The sequence below is a fragment of the Pantoea sp. EABMAA-21 genome (assembly GCF_030053335.1).
Classification (GTDB): domain Bacteria; phylum Pseudomonadota; class Gammaproteobacteria; order Enterobacterales; family Enterobacteriaceae; genus Pantoea; species Pantoea communis.
The window spans coordinates 77,881-97,607 of record NZ_JASGBX010000015.1; the positions used below are offsets into that span (position 1 = coordinate 77,881).

19 protein-coding genes are annotated in these 19,727 nt (G+C 54.6%); 6 read left to right on the top strand and 13 right to left on the bottom strand.

Annotated features, from left to right (window positions below):
• Positions 1–81 precede the first annotated feature (81 nt).
• Both QMZ65_RS19840 and QMZ65_RS19845 read left to right on the top strand, forming a co-directional pair.
• Positions 82–1,071, top strand: coding sequence for a sulfate ABC transporter substrate-binding protein (locus QMZ65_RS19840; RefSeq protein ID WP_034823765.1), 990 nt, complete (start codon positions 82–84; stop codon positions 1,069–1,071).
• 130 nt (positions 1,072–1,201) lie between these two features.
• A complete protein-coding gene (locus QMZ65_RS19845; RefSeq protein ID WP_097119671.1) occupies positions 1,202–1,960 on the top strand; it encodes a CDP-diacylglycerol diphosphatase in 759 nt (252 codons plus the stop codon).
• A 164-nt stretch (positions 1,961–2,124) separates the two neighbouring features.
• Here QMZ65_RS19845 and tpiA read toward each other — a convergent pair whose 3' ends face one another.
• The 3 genes from tpiA to fpr form a co-directional block, all read right to left on the bottom strand.
• Positions 2,125–2,892 carry a triose-phosphate isomerase gene (tpiA, locus tag QMZ65_RS19850; protein ID WP_097119672.1) on the bottom strand — a complete coding sequence of 256 codons (768 nt, stop codon included), beginning with the start codon at positions 2,890–2,892 and terminating at the stop codon, positions 2,125–2,127.
• Positions 2,893–3,012: 120 nt separating this feature from the next.
• Complete coding sequence (locus QMZ65_RS19855) at positions 3,013–3,603, bottom strand: YiiQ family protein (RefSeq protein ID WP_034823757.1); 591 nt, start codon at positions 3,601–3,603, stop codon at positions 3,013–3,015.
• Between the two features lie 106 nt (positions 3,604–3,709).
• On the bottom strand, positions 3,710–4,456 hold the full coding sequence (fpr, locus tag QMZ65_RS19860; protein ID WP_283216544.1) for a ferredoxin--NADP(+) reductase: 747 nt from the start codon (positions 4,454–4,456) through the stop codon (positions 3,710–3,712).
• 290 nt (positions 4,457–4,746) lie between these two features.
• Here fpr and emrD point away from each other — a divergent pair, with 290 nt between their 5' ends.
• Positions 4,747–5,943, top strand: a complete 1,197-nt coding sequence (gene emrD / locus QMZ65_RS19865; protein ID WP_058960114.1) for a multidrug efflux MFS transporter EmrD — start codon at positions 4,747–4,749, stop codon at positions 5,941–5,943.
• On the opposite strand, the gene glpX is transcribed toward emrD, so the two are convergent.
• From glpX to QMZ65_RS19880, 3 genes are all read right to left on the bottom strand, one after another.
• A complete protein-coding gene (glpX, locus tag QMZ65_RS19870; RefSeq protein WP_097119674.1) occupies positions 5,933–6,943 on the bottom strand; it encodes a class II fructose-bisphosphatase in 1,011 nt (336 codons plus the stop codon). The genes emrD and glpX overlap by 11 nt on opposite strands.
• A 96-nt stretch (positions 6,944–7,039) precedes the next feature.
• A complete protein-coding gene (gene glpK, locus QMZ65_RS19875) occupies positions 7,040–8,551 on the bottom strand; it encodes a glycerol kinase GlpK (RefSeq protein ID WP_058960112.1) in 1,512 nt (503 codons plus the stop codon).
• Between the two features lie 29 nt (positions 8,552–8,580).
• Positions 8,581–9,429 (bottom strand): MIP/aquaporin family protein, encoded by an 849-nt coding sequence (locus tag QMZ65_RS19880; protein ID WP_034823747.1) that lies wholly within the window; start codon positions 9,427–9,429, stop codon positions 8,581–8,583.
• 421 nt (positions 9,430–9,850) lie between these two features.
• On the opposite strand from QMZ65_RS19880, the gene zapB reads away from it, so the two are divergent.
• A complete protein-coding gene (zapB, locus tag QMZ65_RS19885; RefSeq protein WP_034823745.1) occupies positions 9,851–10,090 on the top strand; it encodes a cell division protein ZapB in 240 nt (79 codons plus the stop codon).
• 53 nt (positions 10,091–10,143) lie between these two features.
• Here zapB and rraA read toward each other — a convergent pair whose 3' ends face one another.
• From rraA to priA, 6 genes are all read right to left on the bottom strand, one after another.
• Positions 10,144–10,629, bottom strand: a complete 486-nt coding sequence (gene rraA, locus QMZ65_RS19890) for a ribonuclease E activity regulator RraA (protein ID WP_034823742.1) — start codon at positions 10,627–10,629, stop codon at positions 10,144–10,146.
• Between the two features lie 153 nt (positions 10,630–10,782).
• Positions 10,783–12,120, bottom strand: a complete 1,338-nt coding sequence (gene hslU, locus QMZ65_RS19895) for an ATP-dependent protease ATPase subunit HslU (protein ID WP_045815700.1) — start codon at positions 12,118–12,120, stop codon at positions 10,783–10,785.
• A 5-nt stretch (positions 12,121–12,125) separates the two neighbouring features.
• The gene (hslV, locus tag QMZ65_RS19900) at positions 12,126–12,662 is read right to left on the bottom strand and encodes an ATP-dependent protease subunit HslV (RefSeq protein WP_071845580.1); all 537 of its coding nucleotides are present in this window, start codon (positions 12,660–12,662) and stop codon (positions 12,126–12,128) included.
• Positions 12,663–12,867: 205 nt separating this feature from the next.
• Complete coding sequence (gene ftsN / locus QMZ65_RS19905; protein WP_097119676.1) at positions 12,868–13,758, bottom strand: cell division protein FtsN; 891 nt, start codon at positions 13,756–13,758, stop codon at positions 12,868–12,870.
• Between the two features lie 166 nt (positions 13,759–13,924).
• Positions 13,925–14,968, bottom strand: a complete 1,044-nt coding sequence (gene cytR / locus QMZ65_RS19910; protein WP_034823733.1) for a DNA-binding transcriptional regulator CytR — start codon at positions 14,966–14,968, stop codon at positions 13,925–13,927.
• Between the two features lie 167 nt (positions 14,969–15,135).
• Positions 15,136–17,334 carry a primosomal protein N' gene (gene priA / locus QMZ65_RS19915; protein WP_283216545.1) on the bottom strand — a complete coding sequence of 733 codons (2,199 nt, stop codon included), beginning with the start codon at positions 17,332–17,334 and terminating at the stop codon, positions 15,136–15,138.
• Positions 17,335–17,677: 343 nt separating this feature from the next.
• Here priA and rpmE point away from each other — a divergent pair, with 343 nt between their 5' ends.
• Positions 17,678–17,893: a 50S ribosomal protein L31 gene (rpmE, locus tag QMZ65_RS19920; protein WP_021506837.1), complete on the top strand. Its 216-nt coding sequence runs from the start codon at positions 17,678–17,680 to the stop codon at positions 17,891–17,893.
• Between the two features lie 76 nt (positions 17,894–17,969).
• On the opposite strand, the gene metJ is transcribed toward rpmE, so the two are convergent.
• Complete coding sequence (gene metJ / locus QMZ65_RS19925) at positions 17,970–18,287, bottom strand: met regulon transcriptional regulator MetJ (protein ID WP_034823729.1); 318 nt, start codon at positions 18,285–18,287, stop codon at positions 17,970–17,972.
• Positions 18,288–18,564: 277 nt separating this feature from the next.
• Here metJ and metB point away from each other — a divergent pair, with 277 nt between their 5' ends.
• Complete coding sequence (gene metB, locus QMZ65_RS19930) at positions 18,565–19,725, top strand: cystathionine gamma-synthase (protein WP_045815698.1); 1,161 nt, start codon at positions 18,565–18,567, stop codon at positions 19,723–19,725.
• Positions 19,726–19,727 lie beyond the last annotated feature (2 nt).

Here is a 19,727-nt window from a genome sequence, read left to right on the forward strand (position 1 = left end):
ATAACCACTTATTTTTAATTCTTTAATCATTGAATTGGTTTATGTCAGTCTTGTTCTATAACGACCTCGGGAGAGCAAGCAATGAACAAGTGGAGTATTGGTGTCACCCTGTTACTGGCTTCCACCAGTGTTTTGGCAAAGGATATCCAGCTGTTAAACGTTTCTTACGATCCAACGCGTGAGCTGTATGAGCAGTACAACAAAGCGTTTAGCGCACACTACAAGCAGGAAACGGGTGACAATGTGGTGATCCGTCAGTCTCATGGCGGTTCAGGGAAGCAGGCGACCTCTGTGATCAACGGCATTCGTGCTGATGTCGTGACCCTGGCGCTGCAGTCTGACGTGGATGCTATTGCTGACCGTGGACGGATCGATAAAAACTGGATTAAGCGCCTGCCAGACAACTCCGCCCCTTATACTTCCACCATCGTGTTCCTGGTCCGTAAGGGCAACCCGAAGGGCATTCATGACTGGAACGATTTAATTAAACCCGGCGTATCGGTGATCACCCCGAACCCGAAAACCTCAGGTGGCGCACGCTGGAACTATCTGGCCGCATGGGGCTGGGCACTGGATCAAAACAACGGTGACCAGGCCAAAGCGCTGGCGTATGTGAAGGCGCTGTTCAAGAACGTAGAAGTGCAGGATTCGGGTGCACGTGGCGCCACCAACACCTTCGTAGAACGTGGCATCGGCGATGTGCTGATTGCCTGGGAAAACGAAGCGTATCTGGCAGTGAACAAGCTGGGTAAAGACAAGTTCGAAATCGTCACGCCAAGCGAATCGATTCTGGCAGAACCAACCGTTTCGGTGGTCGATAAGGTGGTGGATGAGCAGGGCACGCGTAAAGTTGCCGAAGATTACCTGAAGTATCTCTACTCACCAGAAGGCCAGACCATCGCAGCGGAAAACTTTTATCGTCCACGCGATCCTGAAGTCGCGAAAAAGTTTGCCAGCACCTTTGCGCCGGTGAAACTGTTCACTATCGACAGCAAGTTCGGTGGCTGGACGCAAGCGCAGAAAGCGCACTTCGCCGATGGTGGTAGTTACGATCAGGTCATGAAACCGTAATCCTCATCGCATCAAACTGAAACGGTCAGCCTGATGCTGGCCGTTTTGCATTACAGTGCAGTAAAAGTCCGTGACATTGCCCGGACGGCAGGCGAGGATGCTGGCAGGTGATGAACAGAGGAATTCGGCCATGCAGGGAAGTCGTCGCACCCTGAAGTTGCTAACCGTTTTACTGCTGGTGCTGATTGTCGGACTGATCGTCAGCGCCTTCCATTTCCAGAAAAACTCCAATGCCCTCTGGCAGATCATCAGTGAAAAGTGCGAGCCCAATCTGGCGAAGAGTGGCAATCCCGCCCCTTGTCAGCAAGTGAATACGGCACAGGGTTATGTCACGCTGAAAGACCTCAACGGTCCACTGCAGTATTTACTGATGCCGATTGAAAAAATCACTGGCATGGAAAGCCCGATTATTCTCGAACCCACCACGCCCAATCTGTTTGCCGCCGCCTGGCTGCAGCGCAGTCTGTTGGCCAAAAAACGCGGTGCACCGATTGATGATAGCGTGCTGTCACTGGCGATTAATGCGCAATATGGCCGTACGCAGAATCAACTGCACATCCACATCTCCTGTCTGCGTCCTGATGTGCGCCAGCGGCTTGATGCGTTAAGCCCTAAGCTCAATGAACAGTGGCAACCAGCCACGCTGCGCAAACATCGCTATTTGATTCGCACACTGTCGACGGCTGAACTGGCGCAGCAAAGTGTCTTTATTCGTCTGGCGACTGAAGTGCCTAATGCGCGCAGCGAGATGGGAAAATATGGGATGGCACTGGCGGAATTACCGGATGGGCGCTTAGCGTTGCTGGCGCTGGAACGTAACTGGTTAATGCTAAACAGCGGTTCTGCGGAGGAGTTGCAGGACCACCAATGCCAGATTTTGAACCATTAACCATGGCTTCCAATATAAAGCTTCAATGAAACGTATAAGCACGCTGGGGGGTTCCAGAACTGTTTCATCACATCTTCCTCAGTGTATGCGTTACATGTCTCAGTACGAATCTCTGGCAATAAAAAAGGCGGCTCATCAGCCGCCTTGTTCTACACCGAAAAAACTTAGGCGTTTTTCGCTGCTGCAGCTGCTTTCACGATCACTGCGAACGCATCGGCTTTCAGTGAAGCACCGCCAACCAGCGCGCCATCGATATCTGGCTGGGTGAACAGTTCTGCGGCATTTTTGTCGTTAACAGAACCGCCGTACTGAATGATAACCTGCTGAGCAATCGCCGCATCTTTCTTCGCGATATGGTCACGAATGAATTTGTGCACGGCCTGGGCCTGCGCAGGTGTAGCGGATTTGCCGGTCCCGATCGCCCAGACTGGCTCATAAGCGATAACCACGCCTTCGAACGCAGCCGCACCCTGCGTTTCCAGCACGGCGTCGATCTGACGTGCGCACACTTCTTCAGTCTTGCCCGCTTCGTTCTCTGCTTCAGTTTCACCGATGCACAGGACTGGTACCAGGCCCGCTGCTTTCAGAACAGCAAATTTCTTCGCGATGAACTCGTCGCTTTCATTGTGGTAAGTACGACGCTCAGAGTGGCCGATGATGATGTATTTCGCGCCGACATCTTTCAGCATTTCTGCGGAGGTTTCACCGGTGAATGCGCCAGACAGGTTAACGTCAACGTTCTGTGCACCCAGTGCAATGTGGCTGCCGGAGACGGCGTGTTTTGCCAGGTCAAGATAGAGAGTGGGTGGAGCAATTGCTACGCCACAACCTTCAACACCAGACAGCTCTTTGCGCAGACCTTCAATCAGCTCGCCTGCCATGTGCTTGCTGCCATTCAGTTTCCAGTTACCCATAACCAGTGGATGTCGCATTCTTTCCTCCGCATAACGCGATTCATGAAATAGCGCTGCCATCGGGCAGCGATGTCTGCCAGACAGTATAGAGATCAAACGTGTCGCTGGCTTTGCTTTTCGTCATTTTTGCCGCGGTGATCAAGGGGTCGCGAGCGCCAGTTTTATTGGCTCAACCGCGAAGGTTAATCCTTTGTCACCGTTATCCGCGACCACAAAACGCAATGCGCCTTCAGTACTGGCAAAATAGCGTGCGCCTTTGCCTGCGCTGAGCAATGCATCAAGCTTTTTGCGTCCATCTGCAGGCGATAAACCTGGGACAAAAAATCGCAATAATGCTGTCATGTAATCCATCGCACGTGCCTGCGCGGCTTTCATATCCGGGCCGGGAACCGGTAGCCAGGTAATTTGCAGCGTTTTGATTTTTCCGGTGCCCTGCTCCAGCGCGGTAGAAGCATAGAGTGTTTCATTGATCTTGCTGGCGGCGCGCGTCAGGTTGCTTTTATCGTCTCGATTATCAATCGCACGATATTCCTGCAACGGCAGGTCCGGATTCGTTGCGTTGTACTTCTCGCGGAACTGCGCGATGGTCATATCGAAGGTGGGGGCACCTGCCAATAGATAAGGGGCGGCAGGCAGGTGATCGCTTCGATCCTGCGGTGTCGCATCCTCCGCCCAGGCGGGAAATGTCAGCGCGACGCTCAAGAGCAGCGCGACTGGCAGGTTCTTCATTGCTTCGGCCCTAAATCATTCACTTAGCCCACGATTAGAACGGTTTTTACCGACCAAAGTCAAAACCCGCACAGGGAAAAGTCTGACATTCTTCACACCGCATGGATTACCAGTAATGCTCGCTGGTCATATGGCCGGGTTTGCGTTTGAAATGTTTACGCATCTCACGCGTATCTTTCAGCAATTGCTGGGTATCGCGCACCATTTGCGGGTTACCACACAGCATCACGTGGCTGGTGTCAGCGGTCATCGGCAAACCCACCGCACGTTCAAGTTCACCGCTCTCAATGAGCTGCGGAACACGACCGTGCAGCGAACCGGCGATCTCTTCGCGACTCACCACCGTCTGAATATGCAATTTGCCCTGATAACGCTGTTGCAGCTGCTGCATCAACGGCAGGAAGCTCAGGTCATCGGCGAAACGTGCCGCATGCACCAGCACAATGTTATCAAACCGTTCCAGGCCTTCGCCCTGTTGCAGAATCGATAAATAAGGACCGATCGCCGTGCCAGTGGCCAGCATCCAAAGCGTGCTGCAGTCGGGAATTTCATCGAGTACAAAGAATCCGGCGGCTTCTTTGGTCATCATCACCTGATCGCCAGGCTGCAATGCCTGCAAACGTGGACTGAGCTTACCCTCTGGCACCGTGACCAGATAGAACTCCAGTAAGGGATCGCGCGGTGCATTCACATATGAATAGGCGCGTTGCACGCGTTCACCATCAATTTCCAGCGCCAGCTTGGCAAACTGCCCGGCGGTAAAGGTATCAATCGGCGCGGTAACGCGCAGGCTGAACAGTGCATCGGTCCAGTTTTTCACTTCTTTCACTTCCGCATTGATCCACTCTGCCATGATCGCTCCTTATTATTGATTATTCAGGCGTATCACTATCATCGTCAGCCCCCTCTCAAATTTCCAGCCCGGCGGAGAGTAAAGGGCTCTCAGCGACAAATCATGCGCACTCCACATCAACTGTAGCGGTCGTGTTACGACCCGGTACGTAATCTTGACACCACTGCGCCAGTCGCTTTGCACTCACCTCTCGATTTGTCATGCAATCCTGATATTTTTGCCGCCATTAATCGCCAGCAGCCTTTTTTAGTGCTGCTTTTATTTTGTTTCTCAGGCAGACATTTTGTTCCATGTTGAAGAATAAAACACAAAACCGCTTCCTGTTATTCATGCTGATCGTGCTGGTGGCGGTCGGACAGATGGCGCAAACCATCTATGTGCCGGCGATGGCGAACATGGCCGAAGCCCTGAACGTACGCAGTGGCAGCATGCAGCAGGTCATGGCCGCTTATTTGATGACCTATGGTGGATCACAACTGATCTATGGTCCGTTGTCAGATAGCTTTGGCCGTCGTCCGGTGATCCTTATCGGTATGACGATCTTTGCCGTGGGGGCATTGATCGCCATGTTTGCGCCATCACTGCAGATTTTGGTGCTGGGCAGCGCGGTGCAGGGTTTGGGTACGGGTGTCGCGGGGGTGATGGCGCGCACTATGCCGCGCGATCTCTATTCCGGTATCGCCCTGCGCCAGGCCAATAGTCTGCTGAATATGGGAATTCTGGTGAGCCCGCTGCTGGCACCGGTGATTGGCGCGCTACTGACGCACCTGTTTGGCTGGCACGCTTGTTTTGCCTTTCTGCTGTTGCTGTGCGTCGGCGTCACAGCTTCCATGGCGCGCTGGCTACCCGAAACGCGTCCCGTGGATACGCCTGCCACACCGTTTCTGCGCCGTTATGCCACCTTACTTAGCGACGGGAATTTTATCCGCTATCTGCTGCTGCTGGTGGGCGCCCTGGCAGGCATCGCTGTGTTTGAAGCCAGCTGTGGCGTGTTGATGGGGGGCGTGCTCGGTCTGGATGGCATCACCGTCAGCATTCTGTTTATCCTGCCAATCCCGGCCGCCTTTTTTGGTGCGTGGTTTGCCGGACGCGAGCAGAAGTCCTGGCATACGCTGATGTGGTACGGCGTGAACAGTTGCTTGCTGGCGGGTCTGCTGATGTGGATTCCGGCATGGTTCGGCATCATGAATATCTGGACACTGCTGGTGCCTGCCGCACTGTTCTTCTTTGGTGCCGGGATGCTGTTCCCATTGGCAACATCCGGTGCGATGGAGCCGTATGCATGGTTAGCAGGGAGTGCGGGCGCGCTGATTGGTGGCATACAGAATTTGGGCTCTGGCGTAATTGCCTGGCTGTCGGCGCTACTGCCGCAGCACGATCAGTCGAGCCTCGGCATGCTGATGTTTGTCACATCGCTGGTGATGCTGCTGTGCTGGTGGCCGCTCTCACGTCATCCGGAGAGCGGCAAACAGGCGATTACAGGATAAACTGATGCAGCGCCGCGTCTTTGCGATCCAGATAATGGATCGACTGGATGCGGCGGATGGTGCGTGATTTACCGCGCACCAGCAGGGTTTCGCTGGTAGCGATGTTGCCTTTGCGTGTAATGCCTTTGAGCAGGTCACCGGTGGTGATACCGGTGGCGGCGAAAATCACATTATCGTTACGCGCCATCTCTTCCAGCTTCAGCACTTCTCCGGCTTTAATGCCCATTTCAACACAACGTTGCAGCTCCTGCTCGCCCAAACGACGGTTCTCTTCACTGTCGCCTTTGACGTCGTGGCGCGCCAATAGGCGAGCCTGCATGTCGCCATCCATTGCACGGATCACTGCAGCGGACACCACACCTTCTGGCGCACCGCCGATACCGTAAAGCACATCCACTTCACTGTCAGGCATGCAGGTCAAAATCGAGGCCGCAACATCACCATCCGGGAAGGCAAACACACGCACGCCGAGCTGCTGGAGCTGAGCGATCACCGCGTCATGGCGCGGCTTAGCCAGAATCGACACGGTCAGCTGGCTGAGGGGTTTATCCAGAGCGATGGCGATGTTCTTCAGATTGGCTTCGAGCGGCAGGTTGAGATCGATAGCACCGCGCGCGCCGGGCCCGACAATCAGTTTTTCCATGTACATATCAGGTGCGTGCAGGAAGCTACCTTTATCGCCCACGGCTAATACTGCCAGTGCGTTGGCCTGACCCATCGCCGTCATGCGTGTGCCTTCGATAGGATCGACAGCGATATCCACCGCATCCCCACGGCCGGTACCGACTTTTTCACCGATATAGAGCATCGGCGCTTCGTCGATTTCGCCTTCGCCAATCACAATCTGACCGTCGATATCAATGGTATTGAGCATAATGCGCATGGCGTGGACGGCTGCACCGTCGGCCGCATTTTTATCGCCGCGTCCTAACCAGTGATAGCCCGCTAATGCAGCGGCTTCGGTCACACGGGAAAATTCAATCGCGAGTTCTCGTTTCATGGTTGCACCTGATAAAAAACAGGCAGGCAGTGTAACACGGAGGGGAAAGCAGGGCGGGGAGAAAAACCCGCGGCAGGGTGCCGCGGGTCAAAGGTATTACTCAGCGTCTTCCCACGCTTGCGCACGCGCCACGGCTTTCTTCCAGCCTGCATAGCGCACGTTGCGTTCGGTGGTTTCGATGCTTGGGCGGAACTCACGTTCAACGACCGCTTTCGCACGTACTTCCTCCAGATCGCTCCAGAAGCCCACCGCCAGGCCAGCAAGGTAAGCTGCACCCAGCGCGGTCACTTCACGTACTTCCGGACGCTCAACGCGCGTACCGAGAATGTCTGACTGGAACTGCATCAGGAAGTTGTTGGCGACCGCACCACCGTCCACGCGCAGAGATTGCAGACGGGTGCCCGCATCGTTCTGCATCGCTTCCAGCACGTCACGTGTCTGATAAGCAATCGATTCCAGGGTTGCACGGATGATGTGATTTGCGTTGGCACCGCGCGTCAGACCGAAGATGGCGCCACGGGCATACGGATCCCAGTAAGGCGCACCCAGACCGGTAAACGCAGGCACCATGTAGACGCCGTTGGTGTCTTTCACTTTCAGGGCGAAGTATTCAGAGTCCGTTGAATCACTGATCAGCTTCATCTCATCACGCAGCCACTGAATGGAGGCACCGCCGATGAACACCGCACCTTCCAGTGCATAGTTCACTTCACCACGCGGGCCGCAAGCAATGGTAGTCAGCAGACCGTGCGTTGAAGTCACGGCTTCGGTGCCGGTGTTCATCAACATGAAGCAGCCGGTACCGTAGGTGTTTTTCGCCATACCCGGTTGTACGCACAGCTGGCCGTACAGGGCTGCCTGTTGGTCACCTGCAATACCCGCGATTGGAATACGCGTACCGCCTTTACCCCCGATGTTGGTCTGGCCGTAGATTTCAGAAGAGCCTTTCACTTCCGGCAGCATTTCGCGCGGAATATCGAGGATCTCCAGCATACGCTCATCCCACTCCAGCTTGTGGATGTTGTACATCATGGTACGAGAGGCGTTGGTGTGGTCGGTGATGTGCACACGCCCCTGGGTCATTTTCCATACCAGCCAGGTATCAACGGTACCAAACAGCAGCTCGCCACGTTTTGCACGCTCGCGCGCACCTTCAACGTTGTCGAGGATCCACTTCACTTTGGTGCCTGAGAAGTAAGGGTTAATCACCAGACCGGTGGTATGCTGGATGTACTCTTCCAGACCCTCTTTCTTTAGCTTGTTACAATAGTCCGCTGTACGTGGATCCTGCCAGACGATGGCGTTATAGATCGGCTTACCGGTCTCTTTATCCCACACGATGGCAGTTTCACGTTGGTTGGTGATACCAATCGCGGCAATCTCATCAGAACGGATGTCGGCATGGGCCAGCACTTCGACCAGCGTTGAGCTTTGTGACGCCCAGATGTCCATTGGGTCGTGTTCTACCCAGCCCGCTTTCGGGTAAATCTGGGTGAATTCGCGCTGCGAGACGGCGACGATGTTCGCGTCATGATCGAGTACCACGGCACGCGAGCTGGTCGTGCCCTGATCGAGCGCGAGAATGTATTTTTTATCAGTCGTAGTCATTTTATTTTCCTGATGATTAACGATGAAACTTACGCTTTACGCTGCTCAGCGCGTGCGACCGGTTTTTCTGTTTTGCTGGCTTCCGCCACGTTGACCGGCAGGTTACGGCCAATCAGTGAACGGTAACCGAAGGCTCCGAGGCAAGCACCCACCAGTGGGCCAAAAATCGGAACCAGGAAGTAAGGAATATCTTTGCCGCCGGTGAAGGCCACATCACCCCAACCTGCGATGAAGGCGAACAGCTTAGGACCGAAGTCACGCGCCGGGTTGAGTGCGAAGCCGGTGAGCGGGCCCATTGAACCACCAATCACGGCAACCAGCAGACCAATTAACAGCGGAGCCAGTGGACCACGTGGTACGCCATTGCCGTCATCGGTCAGCGCCATGATCACCGCCATCAGTACCGCCGTAATCACCATCTCAACCAGGAACGCCTGACCGACACTGATGTGCGGGTTAGGGTAGGTTGAGAAGATACCGGCCAGATCGAGGCTCTGCACGCTGCCTCGCACCATTTGATGGCTGGCTTCATAATCAAAGAACAAATTGTAGTAGAGGCCATAAACCAGCGCCGCCGCACAGAAGGCACCGGCAACCTGCGCCAGGATGTAAGGCAGCACTTTGCGGCCTTCAAAGTTAGCAAACAGGCACAGCGCGACCGTTACCGCTGGATTCAAATGCGCGCCGGATACGCCCGCACTGAGATATACGGCCATGGAGACAGCAAGACCCCAGATAATACAGATTTCCCACTGACCGAATGCGGCACCAGCCAGTTTTAATGCAGCAACACAGCCTGCACCAAAAAAGATGATCAAACCGGTACCGAGAAACTCGGCGATGCATTGACCTTTTAGTGTGTTCGTTGTCTGACTCATAATGGCATTCCTGAAGCGAGGTTAAATTTTATCAGTTTTTGTTCTCAATCCATGAGTCACCCAGCTCTTATGTAGGGCTGATGTGAATTTATCGTTAACGAGCATAAACGAGAAATAGCGAAATCGAAATATGTGTACTCCGTCATAAAAATGCGCGTTTTCGCGTCTTTTACCTTTCTTTAAGGGCCATTAACCCTGCTTTACTTAAGTCCAATATCGTGACCGCGCGCAAAAATGCGCGATCGTGAGCATTTTTTTAAGCATTAACTGAAAAGTGTTACAGACTGCCCGTGCAGGCCTTGTGTCGCTGGACTTGCGGGGTGTGGCTACATACAATCGGGACATCGTGGCTGGACGCACCATAACAAGGCAGTCCCAGCACCATCAACGCCTTGCAAGAGATTTAGGAGAGGTCATAAAGATGTCATTTGAAGTGTTCGAGAAACTGGAAGCCAAAGTACAGCAGGCGATTGATACCATCACCCTGCTACAGATGGAAATCGAAGAACTGAAAGATCAGAATAATACGCTGCGCAACGAAGCTAGCCAGGCTTCCGGCAACCAGGATGCACTGGTGCGTGAAAACCAGCATCTGAAAGAAGAACAGCACGTGTGGCAGGAGCGTCTGCGTGCACTGTTGGGAAAAATGGAAGAGGTTTAAGCGTCTATGCTTAAACCCATGACGGGTGCTGCGGCACCCGTTTTTGTTGAGGCTTACTCGATATCGAGGGCGTCTTCCGACAGAATGATGCCGGTGTTATCGGCATAAAGATGGTCTCCAGAGAAGAAGGTTACGCCGCCAAAGTTAACGCGCACGTCACTTTCGCCAATCCCTTCTCCCGCCGCACCGACCGGAATCGCGGCAATCGCCTGAATACCAATTTCCAGCTCTTCCAGATCGTCCACCTGACGCACTGAGCCGTAGATCACCAGGCCTTCCCACTCGTTTTGCGCTGCCAGACGCGCCAGTTGCGCATCAACCAGAGCACGACGTACCGAGCCGCCGCCATCAATCACTAACACGCGACCCCGGCCATTCTCTTCCAGCAGATCGTAAAGCAGGCCGTTGTCTTCGAAACATTTCACTGTGGTGATTTGCCCACCGAATGAGGTGCGTCCGCCAAAATTGGAAAAGAGCGGTTCAACCACGTTCACTTCTTCATGGTAGATGTCACAGAGTTCGGAAGTATCGTATTTCATGAGGGTATCGTCTGTTTGCCACAGGAGCGGTAAGTATATCGCTATCTGACGATTGTTGGCAAAATCATCACCCGCTAAAAAAAGCGCTGCATCAATATCCTGCGTAAAAAAATGCCCGGCACAGTGGCCGGGCAGCGGATAACGATGGAACCTTTACAGAATAAAGCGGCTGAGATCTTCGTCGGCAACCAATTCGTCCAGATGCTTGCCTACGTAATCAGCATCGATGGTGATGGATTCGCCGTTGCGATCGCTGGCGTCATAGGAGATGTCTTCCATCAGACGCTCCAGCACCGTGTGCAGACGACGCGCACCGATGTTTTCAGTCGTTTCGTTCACCTGCCATGCGGCTTCGGCGATGCGACGGATGCCGTCTTCGGTGAAATCAACGTTCACGCCTTCAGTGCCCATCAGTGCTTTGTACTGTACGGTCACAGAAGCGTTTGGCTCCGTCAGAATACGTTCGAAATCATTCACGGTCAGCGCCTGCAGCTCTACACGAATCGGCAAGCGACCCTGCAGTTCTGGAATCAGATCTGATGGGCTGGCGACCTGGAACGCGCCTGAAGCGATAAACAGAATGTGGTCGGTTTTCACCATGCCGTGCTTGGTGGACACGGTGCAGCCTTCCACCAGTGGCAGCAAGTCGCGCTGTACACCTTCGCGTGATACATCCGGGCCGCCCGCATTCTGGCCGCCGCGCTTACAGATCTTATCGATTTCATCAATGAACACGATACCGTGCTGCTCAACGGCTTCGATGGCGTCTTGCTTCAGCTCTTCCGGATTCACCAGTTTTGCCGCTTCTTCTTCAATCAGCAGCTTCATGGCTTCTTTGATCTTCAGCTTGCGCGCTTTCTGCTTCTGTCCGCCGAGGTTCTGGAACATCGACTGCAGCTGGCTGGTCATCTCTTCCATGCCTGGAGGCGCCATGATTTCAACACCGGCTGCGGATGCGGCCAGATCGATCTCAATCTCTTTATCATCCAGCTGGCCTTCACGCAGTTTCTTGCGGAAAGACTGACGGGCCGCAGAAGGTTCGGCAGTGTGCTCAGCCTGGCCCCAGTTATTTTTCGCTGGTGGGATCAGCACATCAAGAATGCGCTCTTCCGCCATCTCTTCGGCGCGGTATTTGTTTTTCTCGATGGCCTGACTGCGCACCATTTTGATGGCAGAGTCGGTCAGATCGCGAATAATTGAGTCGACTTCTTTCCCCACGTAACCCACTTCGGTGAATTTCGTGGCTTCGACTTTGATGAAAGGCGCGTTGGCGAGTTTTGCCAGACGACGCGCGATTTCGGTTTTACCGACACCGGTCGGGCCAATCATCAGGATGTTTTTTGGCGTCACTTCATGACGCAGCTCTTCGTCGAGCTGCATGCGGCGCCAACGGTTACGCAGCGCAATCGCCACGGCCTTCTTTGCGCCGTCCTGGCCGATAATAAAGCGGTTAAGCTCGCTGACAATCTCGCGGGGAGTCATCTCAGACATGATGTTTAGTCCTTAGCCTTAGACGGTAATTCTTCAAAGTTGATGTTGTGGTTGGTGTAAATGCAGATATCGCCAGCGATGTTCAGCGCCTTCTCAACGATATCGTGCGCACCAATGTCGGTATTCTCCAGCAGGGCACGAGCCGCTGCCTGGGCGTAAGGCCCACCAGAACCGATAGCAATCAGATCATTTTCCGGCTGAATGACGTCACCATTACCGCTGATGATCAGTGAGGAGTTCTCATCAGCTACCGCCAGCAGCGCTTCAAGACGGCGCAGCATGCGATCGGTACGCCAGTCTTTTGCCAGTTCGACCGCGGCTTTCACCAGGTGGCCTTGATGCATTTCCAGCTTGCGCTCGAACAGTTCAAACAGGGTGAAGGCATCTGCGGTGCCGCCAGCAAAACCAGCGATCACTTTATCATTGTAGAGACGACGCACTTTCTTCACGTTGCCTTTCATCACGGTATTGCCGAGCGTAGCCTGGCCATCACCGCCAATCACGACTCGGCCGTTGCGTCGTACACTTACTATTGTTGTCACGGGCAGACCCCTTGTTGCAGTGGATAAGGAACTTCGCGCACAGAGCGCGGAGTATCATGCAACCAGATATGGGGTAGGTTTGAAGGGTTTCAACCCCGAGATTTGTCTTACTTGAAATGGCCGGTACGTTGGCGAGGTGCGTTCACCCCTGTAACTTACTGATGCAAGCTCAGGGGATTCACGCACTTGCCGCGAGGCGAATGACTTAAGGTAAAGCGAGAGGAATGCAGCTTCCGTGTCCGGAGCTGTGTAAGCGTTTGACCGTGCTGTCAGCGCTGCTGCGATCTTTAAACGGCCCGATTACCACACGATTCCAGCCCCCGCTGGTGGTGATACGACTCTCGAAACCTTCAAAAGCCAGACCTGCGCGCACAGACTCTGCCTGGTCAGTGCCTTTGAACGATCCACACTGCACCATCCAGCGCTGCGAAGCGGCTTTCTCTTCCGGTTTCGCTTTTGCCGTTTCCTGGGGTTTCGGCTGTTGCACTGGTTCACGCGTTATCGGCGCTGGCTGTTGTTGTTGACGCGTCGCCTGCTGTTGCTGCAACTGTTGTTGACGTTGTTGCTGCTGTAACTGTTGCTGCTGGCGCTGCATCTGTTGCTGTTGTTGCTGAACCTGCTGCTGGCGTTGCAGAGTTTGCTGACGCTGTGCCGGAGTTTGTTCGTTCCACGGCACTTCGTTGAGCTGCGTCGGTTGCTGGCGCATATCAGCCTGCATCTGTTCCAGCAATTGGCGCTGCTCATCCGTCAGCTGTGTTTGTGATTGCACACCACCACCAGCAGACGGTTCAGTCGGCGTCGGCACGGTGATTTGGCGATTTTCCAGCTCTTTGATGTATTTCCAGCGCTCTTCCGGCTTAGGCGGAAGGCCGTTGCCGTTGGCTTTATGATTCGGAATGACCTCAGTCTCTTCTTTTTTATGATGAGAGATGAACCATAAACCACCGGCAAAGGTGACCAGCACGGCCACGGCCAGTACGATCATCAACTTTGACGTGCCGGAGCCGCCTTTGCTTTTCTTACTGCGGCCTGCAGCGGGTTTTTTGCGACGCGTCCCTGTTGAACGCCCGCGGCCTACATAATCTCTCTGTGCCACTTTCGTTCTGATACCCTTCAAAAAAATGCCAATGGGCGAAACCCTAAATTAAGACGGGTGTAAAAGTTCTGTTAATTGCCCGGCAACGAATGCGTCATGTTACTCAAGGGCTGGAACTTTGACCAGCAGAGTCTGCCTTCAGAATCCGCTGAAAATGCAGTGAAGCCTAGACCATTTTTCCCGTTTTTGTGGCGGGTGCGGTGCTTCCGCGCACGCGTAATTCCGCGTCGAGTAAACGTGAGCCGTTGTTGACGCGTTTGCCCTGCAGTTCATCCAGCAACAGCAGCATCGCCTCTCGACCAATGGCAAATCGCGGCTGTGCCACGGTGGTGAGTGGGGGATCGTAATACTGCGCCAGTTCGATATCGTCAAATCCCACCACGGAAAGATCCTGCGGAATGCGCATGCCCAGCTTTCGTGCCTGATTCATTGCACCTAATGCCATCAAGTCGCTGTGGCAGAAAATGGCTTTCGGCGGCTGCGGTAAGCTCATCAACTGTTTCAGCGCACTGGCACCAGCTTCGAAGGTGAAATCACCGTGCACAATCATCGTGGGATCAATGGCGATACTGCTGCGGCGCAGAGCCTGAATGTAGCCTTGTAAACGATACTGGCTGAGCGGGATATGTTCCGGCCCGGTAATGCAGGCAATCTGGCGATGACCGAGTTGCAGCAGATGATTGACAGCTTCAAATGCCGCCGTCAGGTTATCAATATGCACGGTAGGCAGAGCCATTTCCGGGGCGAATTCGTTGCCCATCACCATCGGCGGCAGGTTACGCTGATCTTCAATTCCTGCATCGAACGGCAGTTGTGAACCCAGCAGCACCATGCCGTCGATTTGGCGCGTCAACATCAGGTTGAGGAAGGTTTTTTCCTGCTGATCCTGATGTGCGCAGTCGCCAATCAACACCAGATAGCCTTCCTGCGCCGCGGTGACTTCGACGCCACGGATGATTTCACTAAAGAACGGATCGCAGATGTCCGGCACTATTACCAATATGGTTTGCGTTTCGCCGCGTTTGGCATTGCGCGCCAGCCCGTGTGGCGCATAGCCGACATCAATCACCGCTTGTTCTACTTTCTGCCGGGTGGCAGCCGAGACTTTTTCCGGGTTCATCAGCGCGCGAGAAACCGTGGCGGTAGAGACGCCGGCTTTCTCGGCCACATCTTTCATGGTGGCAGCAGATGAAGGTTGCTTCTGGTCCAACGTATAACTCCTGACGCGGTACAGCGCATTGATTTTCAGACATTGCCGGGCTTCAGCCGGGATGGGCACTATTGATAACCCAACGTCGGGTGAGGTTGTTACTTAATTTGCATAAAAATTGTGACTTGTGCGACTTTTTTCGATCTGGCTCGCAGATGTGATGCGGCCTAACTCTCGGTGGGGTCGATATCCAGTGTCCATTTGGTTTTGCGCGCGGCGGGCAGGGTGGAGATCAGCGGTAGCGAACTGCTTAGCAGCTGTTGCAGGCGTTTACGCGAAGGATGCTGTAGCAACAGTTGCCAGCGCCAGCGCCCACTGCGCTTTGGTGCCAATGCCGGAACCGGACCCATCAGCCACATAGCCTCATCTTTCAGCGGGCTGGCTTCGAGTAAATTGCGCAGCTGTGTGAGGAATTCAGCGGCCTGCGCATTGTCCATGTCTTCCGCGCGGAACAGCGCGTGGCTGGTCCACGGCGGCAGCTGCACCGATTGGCGCTCCAGCAAGGTTTCCTCGGCAAAGGCGAAATAGCCACGATGCAGCAACGTTTGCAACAGCGGATGCTCGGGATGGTGCGTCTGCAGCAGTACTTCACCCTGTTTACCGGCGCGCCCGGCGCGCCCGGCCACTTGGGTATAGAGTTGAGCAAAGCGTTCGGTGGCGCGGAAATCGGCGGAGAATAAGGCGCCATCGACATCCAGCAGGGAAACCAGCGTCACGTCGGGGAAATGGTGCCCTTTTGCCAGCATCTGTGTGCCAACCAGAATGCGGGCACCGCCGCGATGCACATCCGCCAGATGCTGCTCCAGTGCACCTTTGCGGCTGGTGGTATCGCGATCAATGCGCGACACCGGTACGCCGGGAAAGAGTGTGCTGAGCTGCTGCTCAAGCTGCTCTGTACCGACGCCGACCGGCATCAGGTGTGTGGAACCGCAACCCGGACATTGATTGGGCAGCGGGCGCTGGCTGTCGCAGTGGTGGCAGCGCAGCTGACGATGATGCTGATGCAACGTGTAATAGCTGTCGCAGCGTTGACACTCTGCCAGCCACCCGCAGTCGTGGCACATCAATGCAGGCGAGAATCCGCGGCGGTTGAGGAACAGCAATACCTGATTATCGGCCTGCAGGTGCTGGCGCATTTTGCCCAGCAATGCGGGCGCGAGCCCACCCTTAAGCTGCTGGCCTTTAAGGTCGATTAGCTGTTGCAGTGCCGGTTTGGCGTTGCCCGCGCGTTTGGTAAGATTGAGCTGTCGATACTTGCCGACGCGCACATTGTGCAGCGTTTCCAGCGCCGGTGTGGCAGAACCCATCACAATCGGGATATCTTCTTCGTGAGCGCGAAACACCGCCAGGTCGCGCGCCTGATAGCGCCAGCCTTCCTGCTGCTTGTACGAACTGTCGTGTTCTTCATCAATAATGATTACCCCCGGACGCGCCAGCGGTGTGAACAGCGCGGAACGCGTACCGATGATAATCGCGGTTTCGCCACTGCGCGCACGCAGCCATACCGCAAGACGCTCACTGTCATTGAGTGCCGAGTGCAGCACATCGATCGGCGCATCGAAGCGTTCACGGAAGCGTGCAATAGTTTGCGGTGTCAGGCCGATTTCCGGCACCAGTACCAGCGCCTGTTTGCCGCGCGCCAGCACATTCTCTAGCACGCTGAGATAGACTTCGGTTTTGCCCGAACCGGTAATGCCTGCCAGCAACCACGCTGCATAATGATCATCTTCGCTGCGCATCGCGCCGACGGCCATCGCCTGATCGGTATTGAGACGCAGGCGATCGCCCTTCACCGCAAAGATGGTGCGCCAGTCGTGCATCTGCGGTGCGTGTTCACGCAGATCGCACAGACCTTTGGCACGCAATGATTGCAGCGCGGCGTCAGTCAGATCCTGTTCACTGACCTGATGGCGATAGAGAGGTTGCTGGCGCAGTGCCGCTAAAGCTTGCTGCTGCTTGGGTGCACGCTTCAGGCTTTCCATGGCCACTTCGCGTCCGGCGTCGTTGACCACCCACTGCCACAACGGCGTTTCCTGCGCCGGTTTGCCCTGACGCAGCAGCACAGGTAGAGCATGGTTGAGCACCTCGCCGAGCGGCGAATGGTAATAGCTGGCGGCCCAGTTAAGGATGCGCCACAGCGCTGGAGAGAACAGGCTTTGATCGTCCAGCACGCTCTCCAGCGGTTTGAGCTGAGCCAGAGGCAGGTCGCTGGTTTCCTTTACAGCCACCACGATGCCGATCATTTTACGATTGCCAAACGGCACGCTGACGCGCGCGCCCACCACCGGCTGCGCCGCATCGGCGGGCAGAAGGTAGTCAAACAGGCGAGGCAGCGGAACGGGCAGGGCAACCTGAACAACGGGCATGTCGATCTCTATCCGGTACTGTAATAAGGAGAAGTAGTGTACACGCTGATGCAACCCTCGTCATACTTCACGCCACCGCCACCGCCACCGCCACCGCCACAGCGCATAGACACATTGGCTGCGCACGCTCTTTCCATCAGATGTAGTGGGATGAGGACGTTTACTGCCTCCCAGTGGCTCAGAGAATAAACAGCTAATATTTGCCTGGTGCGGTCAATTTCTGTATACTATGCCGCCTTTGATGAGATGACTTGTCAAAGATACACTTAATTATTAACCGCGTGTGGTGCTGTGCAGGTTCGCCTGGCACGGAGAGCGACACGGCCTTTTATGAGGTTCTCCCATGAAACAAGGTATTCACCCGAAATACGAAGCTGTGACCATCACCTGCTCTTGCGGCAACGTGATCAACACCCGTTCAACCATGACTGGTACCCTGAACCTGGACGTGTGCGGCAAATGCCACCCGTTCTACACTGGTAAGCAGCGTGTTGTTGATTCTGGTGGTCGTGTTGATCGCTTCAACAAGCGTTTCAGCATCCCAGGCAGCAAGAAATAAGATTATTTGCCATCGAATCTTCGGATTCGGCAGCAAGAAAAAACCCAGCCTTGGCTGGGTTTTTTTGTTTCTGGACTCAGTATTCCCAGGTGTCGGGATCGATGCCCATCTCACGCATAATCTGCTTAGCTTCTTCCGGAATCTCATCGCTACGTTCTTTGCGCAAATCGACATCATTTGGCAGCGGCTGCCCGGTGAAAGCATGCAAAAAGGCTTCGCACAGCAATTCGCTATTTGTGGCATGACGCAGGTTATTCACCTGACGGCGCGTGCGTTCATCCGTTAAAATTTTCAGCACTTTCAGCGGGATAGAAACTGTAATCTTCTTAACCTGCTCGCTCTTCTTGCCGTGTTCAGCGTAAGGGCTGATATATTCGCCGTTCCATTCAGCCATGGGTTACCTTAATCAATAAAAGTTGAATATGGGGAAATCCGTTGATTATGCCCGATTTTTCGATGCCTGACCGCTTAAACTGCCGGTTTTATGCTTACGCATCGCTTTTCACAGGAAAGCGCGCTGAACACCAGGCGATGACGCGTAATTTTAGCGGGTATTGATGATTTGCTCAATCTATACGCAAAGACATTTAGATGTCCAGATGTATTGACGTCTATGCGCTGAATGTTATCCTGTTGCCACTTCTTATTACACTTCAGGAACAGTAAGCACCATGACGCGTAAACAGGCAACCATCGCAGTACGCAGCGGTTTGAATGATGACGAGCAATATGGCTGCGTTGTCCCACCGATTCACCTCTCCAGCACCTACAACTTCCTCGACTTTAATGAACCGCGTGCACATGACTACTCACGTCGCGGTAACCCCACGCGTGATGTGGTACAACGCGCGCTGGCAGAACTGGAAGGCGGTGCGGGCGCGGTATTAACCAATACCGGGATGTCAGCGATTCATCTGGTGACCACCGTGTTCCTGAAGCCGGGCGATCTGCTGGTTGCCCCACATGACTGCTACGGCGGCAGCTATCGCCTGTTCGACAGCCTGAGCAAACGCGGTGCTTATCGCGTGAAATTTGTCGATCAGGGTGACAAAGCCGCGCTGGCAGCCGCGCTGGCCGAGAAACCCAAACTCGTGTTGGTGGAGAGCCCAAGCAATCCGCTGCTGCGCGTGGTAGATATCGCCGGCATTTGCCAGGCGGCGCGTGCAGCGGGTGCGATCAGTGTAGTGGATAACACCTTCCTGAGTCCGGCATTGCAAAATCCGCTGGCGCTGGGAGCCGATCTGGTTATCCACTCTTGCACCAAATACCTGAATGGTCACTCGGATGTGGTGGCCGGAGCGGTGATTTCTAAAGATCCGGCGATGGCCACGGATCTTGCCTGGTGGGCGAATAATATTGGTGTAACCGGCGCAGCGTTTGATAGCTACCTGCTGTTGCGCGGTCTGCGCACGCTGGCGCCGCGTATGGCGGCAGCGCAGCGTAATGCGCTGGCGATTGTTGATTACCTGAAGCAACAACCGCTGGTGAAAAAACTGTATCATCCGTCTCTGCCGGAAAATGCCGGACATGAGTACGCGGTGCGTCAACAACGTGGCTTTGGTGCGATGCTCAGCTTTGAACTTGACGCTGATGAAGCGCGTCTGCGCCGCTTCCTGAAAGCGCTGCAGTTGTTCACGCTGGCGGAATCCCTGGGTGGCGTGGAGAGCCTGATTTCGCACACCGCGACCATGACGCATGCCGGCATGTCTGCGGAAGCGCGCGCGGCAGCGGGTATTTCAGAAACGCTGCTGCGTATTTCTGTCGGAATTGAAGATCACGAAGATTTAATCGCCGATCTGGATAATGCATTCCGGATCGCAGCCGAGGAGTAAGC

Coding starts and splice junctions, on each gene's coding strand:
- QMZ65_RS19840 (WP_034823765.1), top strand. CDS start 82: ATGAACAAGTGGAGTATTGGTGTCACCCTGTTACTGGCTTCCACCAGT.
- QMZ65_RS19845 (WP_097119671.1), top strand. CDS start 1,202: ATGCAGGGAAGTCGTCGCACCCTGAAGTTGCTAACCGTTTTACTGCTG.
- tpiA (WP_097119672.1), bottom strand. CDS start 2,892: ATGCGACATCCACTGGTTATGGGTAACTGGAAACTGAATGGCAGCAAG.
- QMZ65_RS19855 (WP_034823757.1), bottom strand. CDS start 3,603: ATGAAGAACCTGCCAGTCGCGCTGCTCTTGAGCGTCGCGCTGACATTT.
- fpr (WP_283216544.1), bottom strand. CDS start 4,456: ATGGCAGAGTGGATCAATGCGGAAGTGAAAGAAGTGAAAAACTGGACC.
- emrD (WP_058960114.1), top strand. CDS start 4,747: ATGTTGAAGAATAAAACACAAAACCGCTTCCTGTTATTCATGCTGATC.
- glpX (WP_097119674.1), bottom strand. CDS start 6,943: ATGAAACGAGAACTCGCGATTGAATTTTCCCGTGTGACCGAAGCCGCT.
- glpK (WP_058960112.1), bottom strand. CDS start 8,551: ATGACTACGACTGATAAAAAATACATTCTCGCGCTCGATCAGGGCACG.
- QMZ65_RS19880 (WP_034823747.1), bottom strand. CDS start 9,429: ATGAGTCAGACAACGAACACACTAAAAGGTCAATGCATCGCCGAGTTT.
- zapB (WP_034823745.1), top strand. CDS start 9,851: ATGTCATTTGAAGTGTTCGAGAAACTGGAAGCCAAAGTACAGCAGGCG.
- rraA (WP_034823742.1), bottom strand. CDS start 10,629: ATGAAATACGATACTTCCGAACTCTGTGACATCTACCATGAAGAAGTG.
- hslU (WP_045815700.1), bottom strand. CDS start 12,120: ATGTCTGAGATGACTCCCCGCGAGATTGTCAGCGAGCTTAACCGCTTT.
- priA (WP_283216545.1), bottom strand. CDS start 17,334: ATGCCCGTTGTTCAGGTTGCCCTGCCCGTTCCGCTGCCTCGCCTGTTT.
- rpmE (WP_021506837.1), top strand. CDS start 17,678: ATGAAACAAGGTATTCACCCGAAATACGAAGCTGTGACCATCACCTGC.
- metJ (WP_034823729.1), bottom strand. CDS start 18,287: ATGGCTGAATGGAACGGCGAATATATCAGCCCTTACGCTGAACACGGC.
- metB (WP_045815698.1), top strand. CDS start 18,565: ATGACGCGTAAACAGGCAACCATCGCAGTACGCAGCGGTTTGAATGAT.